The sequence below is a fragment of the Campylobacter gastrosuis genome (assembly GCF_030249845.1).
In the GTDB taxonomy this organism is placed as follows: domain Bacteria; phylum Campylobacterota; class Campylobacteria; order Campylobacterales; family Campylobacteraceae; genus Campylobacter_A; species Campylobacter_A gastrosuis.
On record NZ_JANURM010000002.1, the window covers coordinates 306,121 to 320,709 of the forward strand.

A 14,589-nucleotide genomic window follows, 5' to 3' on the forward strand; every position below is an offset into this window, starting at 1 on the left:
TATCCTTTAAGCTAATGAAAGTGAAATTTTTGAGCCTTTTTGTTCGCTCACGACAACACGAACAACATCGCCTACTTTTAGCGGATTTTGCACCTTTGACTTATGCAAAAGCCCATCAACGCCCTCTTTTAACTCAACAAATACGCCAAAATCAACCACGCTTTTTACGACGCCGTCAAACTCATCGCCGACATTAAAAATCGGCTTTGGCTTGTCATTTTTATGCGGTCTTTTTGAGCCAAATTTACCCTCTTTTTGCGTGATTTGAATGATATAATCCTTTGCAGCATCAACGTTTTTCTTTGTGCTACCAGCGATTTTTACCTCGCCCTTTTCTCTATCAAGGTCAATAGCAACGCCAAATTTCTCAATAATCTCTTTTATCGTTTTACCAGCCTGACCGATGATATCAACGATTTTGCTTGGGTCAATGCTAAAAAGTTCAAGTTTTGGCAAGACATCATCATTTACGACTATCTCATCATTTGCCTTTTGCATTAAAGCCAAAATATGCTCCCTGCCACGTCTTGCTTGTTCTAACGCCTCTTTTAGCACTTCAAGGCTAATACCGCCAAGTTTAATATCCATTTGAAGTGCTGTAATGCCACTATCTGTGCCAGCGACCTTAAAATCCATATCGCCATCGTGGTCTTCAAGTCCCATAATATCGCTTAAAACTGCGTGTTTATCGCCCTCAAAAACAAGCCCCATAGCAATACCAGCAACAAGCTTTTTTGTATCCACACCAGCTGCCCTAAGTGCTAACGAACCACCACAAACTGACGCCATTGAGCTTGAACCATTGCTCTCTAAAATTTCAGAAACGACCCTTAGAGTGTATGGCGAGTTTATATCAACGCTTGGAGCTAACGCCCTTTTTGCAAGGTTGCCGTGACCTAGCTCACGACGTCCCGGTGCTTTTAGCGGACTTGCCTCGCCCACGCTAAAACCGGGGAAGTTGTAGTTAAACATAAATTTTTCAACCAAAGCGCCGTTTTCTGTTAAGATATCATACATTTGTGCGTCGCTATCAGTGCCAAGCGTGGCGACAACGAGTGCTTGTGTCTGCCCGCGAGTAAAAAGACAACTGCCGTGTGCGTTTGGCAAGATATTTGTTTCAATGCTAATTGGCCTAATCTCATCAAGCGCCCTGCCGTCAGCCCTAACCCTTTCGTTTATAATCTGCTCTCTTACGATTTTTTTCTTATATTTGCCAAGCACATTTGTGATTAATTTCTCATCCCAGCCCTCTTTTATCGCCTCTTCATCGCTTAAAATTTGCTTTGCGATTTTTGAAAGCTCGCTTGCTCTTTCGCTTTTTGCCATTTGATTTATGGCGTTTTTGACATCGTTTTTGTAAATTTTATCAATGTAAATTGCCACATTTTCATTCTCAATTTCTGGCTTTAATGATATTTGAGCGTCTGGTTTTTTATGCTCGCTAAACGCCTCTTCATAGGCACTACTTGCCCTTAAAATCGCACGTCCAGCCGTGTCAATGGCTTTAACGATTAGCTCTTCGCTAAATTCATTCATATCTTGTCTTTGAGCAAAGGCAGCACCCATACTTGGATCAACAAGTGGCATAAATTCATCTTTAATCTGAGCGATACTTCTCATCTCAATCATTAAAAGCTCGTCTTTTGTCCCAGCCACGTAAAGGTCAAGTGCGCTTGATTTTAGCTCGGTGTTGCTTGGATTTATGACAAACTCATCGTTAATGTAGCCAACCCTAACCCCACAAACTGGGCGATTAACTGGTATATCGCTAAGATAAAGAGCCACACTAGCGGCATTTAGTGAGATGACCTGCAAATCAACCTCTGGGTCAGCTGAAAGCACCATAACGACAATTTGCGTTGGATAGGCATAACCTTTTGGAAATAGTGGTCTAAGTGAGCGGTCAATTATCCTAGCCGTTAGCGTCTCAAAATCGCCCGGCTTTGTCTCACGCTTAACGTATCCGCCAGGAATTTTACCCGCTGCGTAGGCTTTTTCAATATATTGAACGGTCAAAGGCAAAAAGTCCTCTTCAACCTGCACATCTTCACGTGCCACGGTGGCTAAAACAACGCTGTTTTTAACACGCAAAAGCACCGCACCGGCGGCTTGTTTTGCGACCTTGTTTAGGTCAAAAATTTCTACTTGGTTATTTACTTCTATGCTATATTGCATCTTCTTCTCCTTGTTCTTTTTGTAACGGCAAATACTTAGGGCTATCCAGTAAAATGGACATTATAAGCTCGTTTGTTACAGGTATTTTTTCATCATAATAGCTATCAACATCTATGAAATTTACAATCTTTTGCGTAGTGTAAATTTCATCAACCAAATCGCCAAGCGACACCGCAACATCAGCAGCGATTAACGGCGTGGCGTAAGAGATAGTCTTAGCACCTAGTTTTATTAGGGTTTTAACGCAAATCATCGCAGTCAAACCAGTTTCACAACCTTCATCAATTAACAAAACATTTCTTGATTGAAGCGACTTTATCTGCTCGCCTTTGCGAAATTTATAAATTTGCTTTAAAATTTCTTCATATTTTCTATGTGCCTCGCCGTAGATAAAATCATAACTAATCCCAAACGCCCTAACAAGCTCGTCATTTATCACAATCTCCTCAGTTTCGCTAACACTTGCGATATCACACTCGGCGTTATTTGGGGCGGAGATATTTTCGCAAAAGAGCATTTCATAGCTTAAATTTAGCTCCCTTGCAATCTCATCAACCAAAATCACAGAGTCAAAAGACGGGCAGATAATTAGGGTTTTACGCTCAACTAGCTCCTTTTTGGGCAAAATTTCAAGCAACCTAGCCGCTGCATCAAGCTGATTTGTAAATTTTGTAACGTTTTCTATCATTTATCACTGCTTGATTGGTTATCTTTTGAGACTGAAAAATCATAGTGAATTCCGCCCATTGGGTAGAAATTTACCATAAAATAAAAGCCCTGCGTTCGCTTTGTGGCTGAGCCAGTGGTGGTCGTGATCGGCTCAATGTCTTGCTGGTAGATAAAGCCGTAATTCCAGCACTTGCGGTTATGCGTGATACCTGCTCGCCACATTTTTGTGTAGCTTCGCTCTAAATCATACTGCCAGCCGCCAAGTAGCTTGTATTGGCGCGGTAGGTTTATGTTTGCAGAGGTCGTTAAATAGCTGTCTTGTTGCTTGTTTGTGCTTCGTTTTAGGGTGTGTAAAATGCTGGTGCCAAAATACTCGTTTGAGTAATCTAGTCCGGTTTGTATCCTTTTTAGCTCGTTGTCGGCGTGCGAGTATTCAAGCCTGTTTGTAATGCTTAAATTTGCAAATGGATAGATTGAGATTGTATTTTTTAGGTTGCTTGGCTCGTTATCTTTTGTGTAGTAGCCCTGAGATATACTGTGGCGTAAAATTTTCGTGCCATTTGAGGTGTAAAAATACTGCGTTAAATAGCCTGATACCTCATCTTTTGTGCTTTCTTTGCCTAAGAAATTCTCATAAATAGCACCATTTTCATCGTATAAAAACTCATCATCAAGGCGTCCCTTTTCATACCCAGCCAAAAGATACTCACTGCCAAAATTTATGGTGTGATAAAAGCTATCATACGCCTTTGCTAAGTCGGTGTGAAGTGCGATTTTGTGATAATTATTTATGTAATCGCTGGTTTTATCCTTGCTGTTATTTGTGCTTGAAGTTGCTTTTTTGCTGTAATTTATGTGAGTTGCGTATAAATTCTCATAAAATGAGAGCGTAGCAAGCTCATCAAAAAGTGGGACGTGCAAAGATAGCGGTAAATTTAGCTCATAAGCGTTTGCATTTACGCCGATTTTTCGCTCATATCTGTGCGATTGAAGATCAACTGAATATAAGATATTTGGCAAAAATAGCGTATCGGTAAATCTGTGATACTGCAAATTTGGTAGCTCTTGCAAAGTGTCTTTGTTCTCGTTTTTTGAGCCAATTTTTTCGGTATCAATGTAATATTTTGCGTAAGCACCAAAGTAGTTTGTGCTGTCTGTTAAAAAATAGTTTAAATTTGAGGTTACGAGCGAGTCAAAATCGGTGCTGTTGCCCTTTAATTTTAGATAGTCAATATCATTTAAAATCGTAGCATCAAGCCACAAACCCTCTTGTAAATTTCTCTCAAAATAGCCCTTAAATAGGCTGTTTCTGTCATATTTTAGCTCCAAGCCCTTGTGTGTTTTGTTTTTTAGGCTCTGCTCGTTTGAGTTGTCATTTTTTTGCTTTTCTCGGTATTTTTCTTTATCTCTAAAAAAGCCAAAACCAATCTCTCCACTTGAAAATTCACTATCAGCAAACCTAAATGTAGAGTAGGCACCAGCCCCACGAGATGTGCGAATTTGTGGGTCAATTTGAAAATCCCACTCATTATAAGGTGCAAAATATATCGGCTGTCTATAAATAAATCCCTCGCTTTTTTTATAGCCAAATTGCGGTGGTAAAAGTCCGGTTCTGCGCGTTGTATCGGTGCTAAAACCAAAATACGGCAGGTAAAAAATCGGCACATTGCCTAGATGAAAAACCGGGTTAAACATATGTAAAAATTTAGTGTCTTTGTTTAATTTTGCCGAAGTTGCCGTGATACTCCAATCTGGGTCTGTTACATTACAGCTTGAAACAATCGGATTTTTTGTGTGATAAAATTTTGCGTCCGAGCTACTCTCATCGCTTCTAATCCAAACTTCAAGCTCCTTATCCATCATAAAAAGTGCTTCAAAAGATGAGCTGTCGTCGTTTAGGTTGATTTTAGCGTAGTTTGAGCGTGAAATTTCGCCAACGCCCTTCATCATATTTACATTGCCAAAAAGCTCAATAACGCCGGTGTTTTGGTTATAAACAGCCTTATCAGCGGTAACTAAATAGGTCTCAGAATAGACAACGACATTTTTATTTGCCGTGACAATTCCCTCATCGCTCTTAACATCATCTGCTAAAAGCTCAAAATTTTGAGTATTTGCCCATAAATTTAGGGCTAAAATCGGTAAAATAGCTAATCTATGCAACATCAATCACAACCACTTTTGAGAATTTATCGTGCCAAGTTTGGCGTAAATCATTGCCAAACGCCCATAAAAAGCCAAGATAAAAGGCAAGTTCGCTTACATTTCTAATTAAGGCACGATTTAGACTTGTTATAAAATTTGGCTTATCAAGATAACCCGTGTCAATACAGGTGATTTTTACGAGAGTTTTACCGATAGTAGCACCCATATACCAGATAAAAAATGTTTGATAAATGAGCCTAATTGCAAGCAGATGAAGCACGAGCGATGAGACTAATGCCGTGATTTGATTGTAAATTTCATCTTGATTTAGCCCCTGATTTGCAATCAACGCAAAATCATTAAAAAACGCTACAAAAAACAGAACGCTAACTATCATCTCATCAATGCCAAAGGCGATGATTCGCTTTTGTGAGCTTGCGATTTTTATCCCCTCGCGCTCTAAATTTTGACCAACTTGGCTCATTTTAAGACCTGCCAAGCGATGTCTTTTCGGTATTGTTTGCCGTTAAATTCAACATTTTTACACAGCTCATAGGCGTTTTGTTGTGCTTGTTTTATGCTCTTAGCACGTCCTACACAGACTAAAACTCGTCCGCCATTAGCGTAAATTTCGCCATTTTCTTCGCTCACACCAGCGTAAATTAGCTCCGAGCTTTTGGGTATTTGCCCTACTTTTATTCTCTCCTTTGGCGAGTTTTTATACGGATAGTCCTTGCTTGCAATGACCACGCCAACGGCAAATTCATCTTTTAGCTTAATTGGAGCTAATTTGCCCTTTGCGGCATTTAGTAAAATTTCGCTTAAATCGCCGTCAATTAATGGCATTAAAACCTCGCACTCCGGATCGCCAAAGCGGACGTTAAATTCAAGCACAAAAGGCTCGTTATTTACGACCATAACGCCGACAAAAAGCACTCCGCAAAACGGCTCATTTTCGTTTTGCATACCGATTAGTGTTGGCTTTACTATCTCGTTTTCTATCTTTTTTATTAAATTTTCATCAGCCAAAGGGCTTGGCGCGTAGGCTCCCATACCGCCGGTGTTTGGACCTTTGTCATTATCAAGAAGTCGCTTGTGGTCTTGTGCTACTGGTAGGCTTACGAAATTTTTACCATCGCAAATGGCAAAAAAGCTAAGCTCAAAGCCGTCTAAAAACTCCTCAACCACGACCCTTTTACCAGCCTCGCCAAAGCTTTCTCCACTAAGCATATCTCTTACAGCACTCTTTGCCTCATCAAGCGAAGTTGCGATTATCACGCCCTTACCAGCACAAAGTCCGTCAGCCTTAACGACCACTGGGGCTTTAAGCGTGTCAATGAAATCAAATGCTGTTTGTGCGTCGCTTGTGTTTAGATATTTTGCCGTTTTTATGGCGTTTTTGGCTAAAAAATCCTTCATATAAGCCTTGCTTGCTTCAAGTCTAGCAGCTGCCTTTGTCGGGCCAAAAATTTCTAAGCCAAAAGATTTAAAAATATCAACCACACCAGCACTTAATGGGGCTTCTGGACCGACTATTGTTAGCTCAATGCCCTCGTTTTTTGCAAATTTTGCAAGTTCGTTAAAATCTGCGATTTGTAAATTTTTGCCAAGTTTTAAAGTAGCGCCGTTGCCGGGTGCAAAGTATAGCTCGTGTGCGTGTTTTTCGGATTTTAATTTAAGTGCGATAGCATACTCTCTGCCGCCGCTGCCGATGATGAGAATTTTCAAAATAACTCCTAAAATAAAAACCCAAGTGAGCGTTGCATAAAGAGTGGCCCAAATAAAAGCCAATCTTGCGAGTAGATAAGAGCTTAAAGGTTGCAACTTCTCGCACAACTAAATGTGCTCAAACGAAGCCACATCACAGAGCTTTTATACATCTTCGCCTATCTTAAAGTGTTGGACCCTATAAAAATGCGTTCTCGCTTCACTCAGGCTTTTAAAATTATATAGATTTTTTGCTTAAAAAAACGTTTTAGCAAGATTAATACATTCATTTATTGTTTGAATATTAGAAATTTTTAAATTTTTTGTAAATTTTAGCTCGTTTGCTGTCGTTTTGCCAATGGCTACAACGCCGTAGCTATCGTCCCAGCCGTAGTTTTTAATAAAATTTCTAACAGCTGATGGTGCGCTAAAAATAATCACACTCTTTGGAGCTGGTTTTGGCTCATTTGAGGGCTTAAAGGCGTTTTTGTAAGCTATGATTTGAGTAAAACTTATGCCGTTTGAGGCTAAAATTTCATCTATATTTGAAGCGGTGTCTTTTGCTCTTAAAAATAGCACGTTTTTGCCTTTTAAATGAGGTAAAATCTCAAAAGCAAACTCGTTGCCACAAGAGTTAAAAGCGGTGTAAATTTTAGTAAATCCATACTCTTTTGCAGTCCTAGCCGTAGCGTCGCCGATAGCGAAAATTTCGCTGTTTTCATCGGCTTTTATTGAGTTAAATTTTAGTGCGTTTATGCTGTTTTTTGATGTTGAAACAATGGCGTTAAAGTCGGCTAAATTAACACTAAATTTTTGATATTTAATCTCGTTTAAAATTAGCGTTTTAACGCCTTTAAATTCTAAATTTGAGCCGACTAAATATATCATTAACTAGCCACCAGCTCGTTTGCTTTGCTTTTAAAATCGCTATCAACGTGAAATTTTGTTTCGTAAATCAAAACTTCACTGGTTTTTTTGTTTAAAATTCTAACAACCAGCGTAAAGTCGCTATCATCGTTGTGTAGGCTTTGCGCTAGGTTGTAAAGCTCGGTTAATTTATCCTTGCTTAGCTCACTTAAATCAAACTCAATGTCTAAATTTTTGTAGTTTTTGCTTGGTTTTACTGGCTCTAAATTTGGCTGTTTTTGGTTAAATTTTTTCTGTTTTATCTCTTTGATATTAAAATTTAAATCCGCCGCTTCTTCAAGCGTAAATATTGAAATTAGCCTGATTCTAGCAAATTTATCATCTCTTTCAATGTTGATTTTAAAGGCGTGGGGCTGCTCTTTTAGGCTTAAATCCGATAAAATTTCATCAATCATATCAATTTCACGCTCAAATACGGCAATTTCAATGTTGCCGTGAAAGTCAAGCACGTTTAGTGAGCCGATTTTTCTGCCACTTTTTGCGATTCTCGTGCCAAAATCCTCAATCTTGCCGACCACTAAAATTTCAGCACTTTGTGGCAGGGTTTCAAACTCTGAGCTAATTGTGTATTTTATCCTTGAAATTTGATCTTTATACTCATCAAGTGGATGACCTGATATGTAAATTCCAGTACTTTCTTGCTCAAATTTTAAAAGATCTTTGGTGCTAAACTCATTTTTGTTTATCACAAAATCAACCTTAACTTCGCTCATACTATCATCATCGCCAAAAAGACTCTCACTTGCGTTTCGCTTAATTTGTGCGGCGTTTTTACAAGCGTCCATAATATTTTCAATATTATCAAACATATTTTTTCGGCTAAAATTAAAAATGTCAAAAGCACCCGATTTTATCAAACTTTCAACGACTTTTTTATTTACCTTAAATGCGTCAATCCTTGAAGCAAAATCATCTAAATCTTTAAATTCACGCTTTTCTCGCTCTTCAATCAAATTCTCAATCGCAGCACCGCCAACGCCCTTAATCGCCCCAAGCCCAAAGACAATCTTATCCCTACCCTCAACTTCTATAACGCTAAATTCCTTTAACGAGCGGTTTAGGTTTGGTGCTAAAACATCAATTTTTAGCCGTTTGCTCTCATCAATGTATTTTACGATTTTATCAACGTTATTTTCTTCGCTAGTTAGCAATGCTGCCATAAATTCAGCTGGATAATACGCCTTTAAATACGCCGTTTGAAAGGTTATGTAAGCGTAGGCTGCCGAGTGAGATTTATTAAAGCCATAACCTGCAAATTTTAAGATTAAATCAAATAAATCGCCTGATTTTTTGGCGTCAAAGCCATTTTTTATCGCACCATCAACAAATAAATCCTTTTGCTTTTGAAGTAACTCTGGGTCTTTTTTACCCATTGCACGACGCACCAAATCAGCCCCGCCAAGGCTAAAACCACCTATGGTTTGCACGATTTGCATAACTTGCTCTTGATAGACAATAACGCCGTAAGTTGGGCTTAAAATCGGCTCTAACTCATTAAACGCATAGGTAATAGCTGCTCTGCCGTGCTTTCTATCCACAAAATCATCAAGCATACCGCTCTCCATAGGTCCCGGGCGATAAAGGGCTAACATCGCTACGATATCTTCAAAGCAGTCTGGCTTTAAGCTAGTGCCAAGCTTTCTCATACCATCACTTTCTATCTGAAATACGCCCACAGCGTCGCCACTTTGTATCATCTCATAGACTTTTGGGTCGTTTTTATCAATCTGCTCCCAAATCACATCTTTGTTAAATCTTTTTTTAATGAGTTTAATTGCATTATCAATAACGGTCAGAGTTTTTAGCCCCAAAAAGTCAAATTTTATCAAATCAACATCTTCAAGATATTTAAGGCTATACTGCGTTACGTAGTGGTTTTCTTCGCTGTTTGGTTGGCGAAAAAGCGGTGTTTTATGCCAAAGCTCTTCGTTTGAGATTACAACACCAGCGGCGTGCTGGCCGGCGTTTCTGTTTAAATCCTCTAAATCAAGGGCAAATCGCCAAACCCTAGCTGAATTTTTATCTCTCTCAATCAGCTCTTTTAGCTTTGGCTCTTTTTCATAAGCGTCTTTTAGCGTTATACCAAGCTCATCAGGGATTAGCTTAGCCATAGCGTCAGCCTCGGCATAAGGCATACCACAAACCCTAGCGACATCTCTAATCACGCCCTTTGCAAGTAATTTACCAAATGTAATAACACCAGCGACGTTAAATCTGCCATATTTTTCAATCACGTAATCAATAATCTCGCCACGCCTTGTTTGACAAAAATCCACGTCAATATCTGGCATACTCACACGTTCTGGATTTAAAAATCTCTCAAAAAGTAGGTTATAAGGCAGTGGGTCAAGGTCGGTGATTTTTAGTGCGTAAGCCACGAGCGAGCCAGCTGCCGAGCCACGCCCCGGCCCAACTGGCACACCACGCTTTTTAGCCTCATTTATAAAATCCCAAACGATAATCATATAGCCCGGGAATTTCATATTATTTATAACTTCAATCTCACGTTTTAAACGCGCTTTATACTCATCGTGTCTTTCTTGTGGGATAAATTTCAGACGATCATCAAGCCCTTTTTGACACTCATACTCAAAAAACACGGCGTCATTTTTAAAGCTGTAACGCTCATTTGGCTCTGGTAGCTCTACGCCACGCTCCTTAGCGTATTCAATGGTAAATTTAAAATTTGGAGGTGTTGCGTCGCCTAGTTTTATGTTTAAATCGCACTTATTTACGATCTCTTGGGTGTTTGAGATTAGTTCAGGCACATCTAAAAAAAGCGCTCTCATCTGCTCTTCGCTCTTAACGTAAAATTCATGAACGCTGTGCTTCATACGATCAGGGTCATCTAAGATTTTATTCATCGCAATACACATAAAGACCTCGTGAGCGTCGGCTCTTTCTTTAAAGGTGTAGTGCGTGTCGTTTGTCGCAATCACCTTGATATTTGCCTCTTTTGCGATTTTTAAGATATCATCATCAATCTTTCGCTGGTCGCTTATGCCGTGTCTCATAATTTCAAGATAAAAATCATCGCCAAAAATTTCTTTATATTCAAGTGCTGCTGCTAAACCGCCCTCGTAGCCTAACGCGCCCTCTTTTTTGACAAATTGACCGCTTTTTCTATCAAATCTCATCGTATTTAAGTGCCAACTAACCTCGCCTTGAAGACAAGCAGCCGTGCAGATAATGCCCTCGCTATGCTCTTTTAGCAGTTTTTTATTTATTCGTGGATAGTAGTAAAAGCCGTCAATGTAGCTCATTGAGCTAAGATACATTAAATTTTTATATCCAGTTTGATTTTTGGCTATCAAAATTAGATGAAAGCGTTGTTTTGAGCTTTTATCGCTTAAATCATCGGAGTTGTGAATATAGGCTTCAATGCCAATTAGTGGCTTTATGCCGTATTCTCTCATCGTTTTATAAAAGGCAATCGCCCCAAACATATTGCCGTGATCGGTAATTGCAACGCTCTTTACGCCCTGCTCTTTTAGGGTTTTTGCAAGCTCTTTGATTTTATTTGCGCCGTCAAGCAACGAATACTCAGTGTGTAAATGTAAATGTGTAAAACCGCTCATAATCTGTCCTTTTTAATGGCAAGATATTAGCGTAATTTATCTTTTAACTGCCTTTGTTTTTCTTTTGCTTCGCTTAAAAGCTCCTTTAAGCTGTGGCTTTTTAGCCCTAAAAAATCGGCTACGATTTTGTAGTAAATTTGTGGGCTTTCTTTGAAATTTATGGGCGGTGCTTTTTGGCTTTTGCTAAGTTTTACGCCGTTGTTTGTCAAAAGCTCGTGGTGTAAAATTTCGCAATCCTTAAAATTATAATTTAATTTTTTAGCTAAGAATTTTTGTGCTTGTGAGCAATCAAACAAATCAGCCCCACGAATGATAAAATTTACGCCTAAAAGCTCATCATCAACGACACTTGCAAGGTTGTAAGCGACAAATCCGTCCTTTCTAAAAAGCACAAAATCGCCTAATTTTATCTCATTATCTACTTTGATTTTTAAAGCGGTGAAATTTTGCTTAAAGGCTAAATTTTTATCCCTACAAATTCCACTATAAATGCCGTTTTTATAGGCGTTTGGTGTGTGTTTTGAGCAGTCGCAAAAATAGGTGTTTGATAGATTTAAAACGGCGTTTTGATAGTTTGTGGTTCTAAATTTTGAGCTAAAAAAGCTTTCAAATTCATCTAAATTTCTAGCACCAAAATCGTAATTAAGCCCCAAAAAATCTAAAACATCAAAGATATTTTGAGCGTATTTTCTCTCATATCTTAATAAATCATAATCATCAATTCTTAAATGCAAAATGCCGTCATTTATGCGTGTAAAAATATAGGTGAGTATGAAATTAAAGGCGTTACCAGCGTGTAAAAATCCACTTGGCGTGGGTGCGATTCGTGAGATTATTTTCATAAAAGGGTCGCTGTCAAAAGGCAGCGACAAGATAGCTACTACTCTTTTGGGCGAGATTCATTTACTCTTAAAACGCGTCCGCCGACCTCTTTGTTATTTAGTGCCTCAATGGCTTTGTTTGCAGCCACATCGTCATCTATCTCAACAAAGCCAAATCCCTTTGAGCGATTTGTTTCGCGATCTTTTACGATCTTTGCTCGCTTTACTTCGCCAAACGGCGCAAAAGCCTCCCTTAACTCACTCTCTGTCATACGATATGACAAATTTCCCACATAGATATTCACTAGCGTGATCCTTTTTAATTTTTCCGATTTTTATCGGTTGGCTAATCATATCTGAAATTTTAAATAAAATCGCACAAAAAGTTAATTTTTTTTAAATATTTTTCAAAAATTAACTTTTTGTAACAAATTTAAGGTTTTTAGTTAAAAAGTAGTCCAGATTTTACGCTTTCATAAACCTCATCGCCACAAAGCTCACGCACCAAAAACAGAGCAAACTCCATAGCTAGGGCTGGACCTTTGCCAGTGATTATGTTTTTATCTTTTAGCACGTTTTTATCAGCCACGTAGCCGTTTTCACGCACGTTTTTCTCAAATCCCGGATAGCACACATACTCATCTTTAAGCACGCCAGCACGAGCTAAAACCATAGGTGCCGCGCAAATTGCAGCTAGCAGTTTGCCCTTTTTATCAGCATTTTCAAGCACACTAAGAAGCTCTCTGCTACTTGCTAAATTTAAAGCACCGGGCATACCGCCGGGCAAAACAATCATATCAAACGTATCGTAATCAACCTCATTAAACATCAAATTTGACTTAACGATAACGCCGTTTGAGCCGGTAACAAAGGCACTTTCAAGCCCTATAGTAGTAACATTAATCTCGGCTCTACGCAAGATATCAATCACGCTTATCGCCTCAATCTCTTCAAATCCCTCAGCCAAAATAACGGCAACTTTTTTCATAAAATCTCCTAAAATTTTCTTAGTTAAAAACTTAACTCTTTTGCAAACAAAGGTAGGGCTAAAAATTTAAACCCAAAAAGCGAAAAATCCTTGCAAAACTCATAAAATTTCAAAAACTCATCTTGCTTAAAATTTACTGACCAAACAGCTCCAACGCCGTCAAATTCACGCCAAAGCGTATCTATCATCTCTTTATTTAAAAAATGCTCAACCCTTGAAACGAGCGAAAACGGCACAAAAAAAATGGCTTGAAATTTCTGCGTAAAATCAAGTAAAATAGCGTCTTTTATCACTAAATTTACAGCACTGCCATAAGCCCTAACAAGCCCACCAGTGCCAAGCTTAATCCCACCAAAATAACGCACAATAAAGACGCCAACATTAATCAAATCAGCCCCACGAAGTGCATTAAGCGAGGGTGCTCCGCTCGTGCCTTTTGGCTCGCCATCATCGCTTTGATTTTCTACAATTTGAGAGAATTTGTTTAGCTCACGATACGCCCAAACGATATGCACCGCCTTTGGGTGGTCGTTTTTTAGCTGTTCGTGAAGTGTTTTAAATTTGCTAATTGGGGTTAAAAACGCCAAAAAATTTGACTTTTTAATCTCAACTTGTGCCTTAAAAATCTCATCAATCGTCTTCAAAATTTTAAACCTTTTGGCGTGATTTTAGCAAAAATTTTGTTAAATATAAAGTAAAATGAAAATAAATCGTGAGCAAAAATGCTCACGAAATTTTAGTCTTTGCGAGTTTTAGCGTCTGGTGTGAAAAGCGATTTATCAAGTAGCTTAAAATCAGCTATGAATTTTTGCCCCTCATCGCTAACTGCCCAGTCAATGAATTTATTAGCATTTTCTAAGTCAGCCTTTGGGCAGTGCTTTGGATTTACTGCAATTAGCGAGTAGAAATTTTTAAGCTCTTTATCGCCCTCGTTGATGATTACAAGGCTTGGCTCGCCCTTTTGATTTACCTCATATTTAATGTAAGTACCTCTATCGGTAAAACTCACGCCCTTTTGCTCGGCTGCTGAGTTGATTGTAGCTATCATACCCTGACCTGTTTGGCGATACCACGCCTCGTTTTCAGGCACACCGCCTAAATTTTTCCAAATGCCCTTTTCTTTATTATCAGTGCCAGATTTATCGCCACGTGAGAAAAATGGAATTTTCTCAGCTTTAATTAACTCAAACGAGCCTTTTATGTCTTTGCCCTTAAATTTATCGGCGATTGATTTATCAGCAATTAGCACAAAATCGTTATACATTACAGCCTTTCGCTCAATGCCATAACCTTTTTCTACAAACTCTTTTTCAACCTTTGGCGAATGCACAAAAAGCACATCAACATCGCAGTTTTCGCCCATTTTTAAAGCAGCACCAGTGCCAACGGCTGTCCATTTTAAATCCACGCCAGTTTTTGCTTTGTAGGCTGGGTAGATAGCGTCTAAAAGCCCGGTATTATCGGTGCTTGTAGTTGTTGCCATTAAAAGTTCATTATCAGCTGAAAATAGCACACTAACAGCCAAAACCGAGCTTAAAAGTAATTTTTTCATTGTTTTTCTCCTTGTTAAATAAATTCT

General features: G+C 38.8%; 12 protein-coding genes. All 12 read right to left on the reverse strand.

The features are described from left to right. Positions 1-6: 6 nt before the first annotated feature. The 12 genes from NYG85_RS03515 to tupA all read right to left on the reverse strand — a co-directional run bounded on the left by NYG85_RS03515 (position 7) and on the right by tupA (position 14,562). Positions 7-2,175 (reverse strand): polyribonucleotide nucleotidyltransferase, encoded by a 2,169-nt coding sequence (locus NYG85_RS03515; protein WP_284937095.1) that lies wholly within the window; start codon positions 2,173-2,175, stop codon positions 7-9. Next, positions 2,165-2,863 carry a phosphoribosyltransferase family protein gene (locus NYG85_RS03520; RefSeq protein ID WP_284937096.1) on the reverse strand — a complete coding sequence of 233 codons (699 nt, stop codon included), beginning with the start codon at positions 2,861-2,863 and terminating at the stop codon, positions 2,165-2,167. The genes NYG85_RS03515 and NYG85_RS03520 overlap by 11 nt, the downstream gene beginning before the upstream one ends. Then, positions 2,860-5,010, reverse strand: coding sequence for an LPS-assembly protein LptD (locus tag NYG85_RS03525; RefSeq protein ID WP_284937141.1), 2,151 nt, complete (start codon positions 5,008-5,010; stop codon positions 2,860-2,862). The genes NYG85_RS03520 and NYG85_RS03525 overlap by 4 nt, the downstream gene beginning before the upstream one ends. Then, on the reverse strand, positions 5,000-5,473 hold the full coding sequence (locus NYG85_RS03530; RefSeq protein WP_284937097.1) for an RDD family protein: 474 nt from the start codon (positions 5,471-5,473) through the stop codon (positions 5,000-5,002). The genes NYG85_RS03525 and NYG85_RS03530 overlap by 11 nt, the downstream gene beginning before the upstream one ends. Next, the gene (gene purD / locus NYG85_RS03535) at positions 5,470-6,717 is read right to left on the reverse strand and encodes a phosphoribosylamine--glycine ligase (RefSeq protein ID WP_284937098.1); all 1,248 of its coding nucleotides are present in this window, start codon (positions 6,715-6,717) and stop codon (positions 5,470-5,472) included. Before purD ends, NYG85_RS03530 begins: the two co-directional genes overlap by 4 nt. 234 nt (positions 6,718-6,951) lie before the next feature. After that, a complete protein-coding gene (locus NYG85_RS03540) occupies positions 6,952-7,584 on the reverse strand; it encodes a uroporphyrinogen-III synthase (protein ID WP_284937099.1) in 633 nt (210 codons plus the stop codon). Continuing rightward, a complete protein-coding gene (dnaE, locus tag NYG85_RS03545; RefSeq protein ID WP_284937100.1) occupies positions 7,584-11,201 on the reverse strand; it encodes a DNA polymerase III subunit alpha in 3,618 nt (1,205 codons plus the stop codon). The genes NYG85_RS03540 and dnaE overlap by 1 nt, the downstream gene beginning before the upstream one ends. Positions 11,202-11,227: 26 nt before the next feature. Continuing rightward, a complete protein-coding gene (locus NYG85_RS03550; protein WP_284937101.1) occupies positions 11,228-12,043 on the reverse strand; it encodes a glutamate--tRNA ligase family protein in 816 nt (271 codons plus the stop codon). A gap of 38 nt (positions 12,044-12,081) precedes the next feature. Beyond that, the gene (gene rbp / locus NYG85_RS03555; protein WP_284937102.1) at positions 12,082-12,327 is read right to left on the reverse strand and encodes an RNA-binding regulator; all 246 of its coding nucleotides are present in this window, start codon (positions 12,325-12,327) and stop codon (positions 12,082-12,084) included. Between the two features lie 137 nt (positions 12,328-12,464). Continuing rightward, the gene (locus NYG85_RS03560; RefSeq protein WP_284937103.1) at positions 12,465-13,010 is read right to left on the reverse strand and encodes a DJ-1 family glyoxalase III; all 546 of its coding nucleotides are present in this window, start codon (positions 13,008-13,010) and stop codon (positions 12,465-12,467) included. A 23-nt stretch (positions 13,011-13,033) separates the two neighbouring features. Then, positions 13,034-13,654, reverse strand: coding sequence for an IMPACT family protein (locus NYG85_RS03565; protein WP_284937104.1), 621 nt, complete (start codon positions 13,652-13,654; stop codon positions 13,034-13,036). 92 nt (positions 13,655-13,746) lie between these two features. Further along, complete coding sequence (gene tupA / locus NYG85_RS03570; RefSeq protein ID WP_284937105.1) at positions 13,747-14,562, reverse strand: tungstate ABC transporter substrate-binding protein TupA; 816 nt, start codon at positions 14,560-14,562, stop codon at positions 13,747-13,749. Between the last annotated feature and the right edge of the window lie 27 nt (positions 14,563-14,589).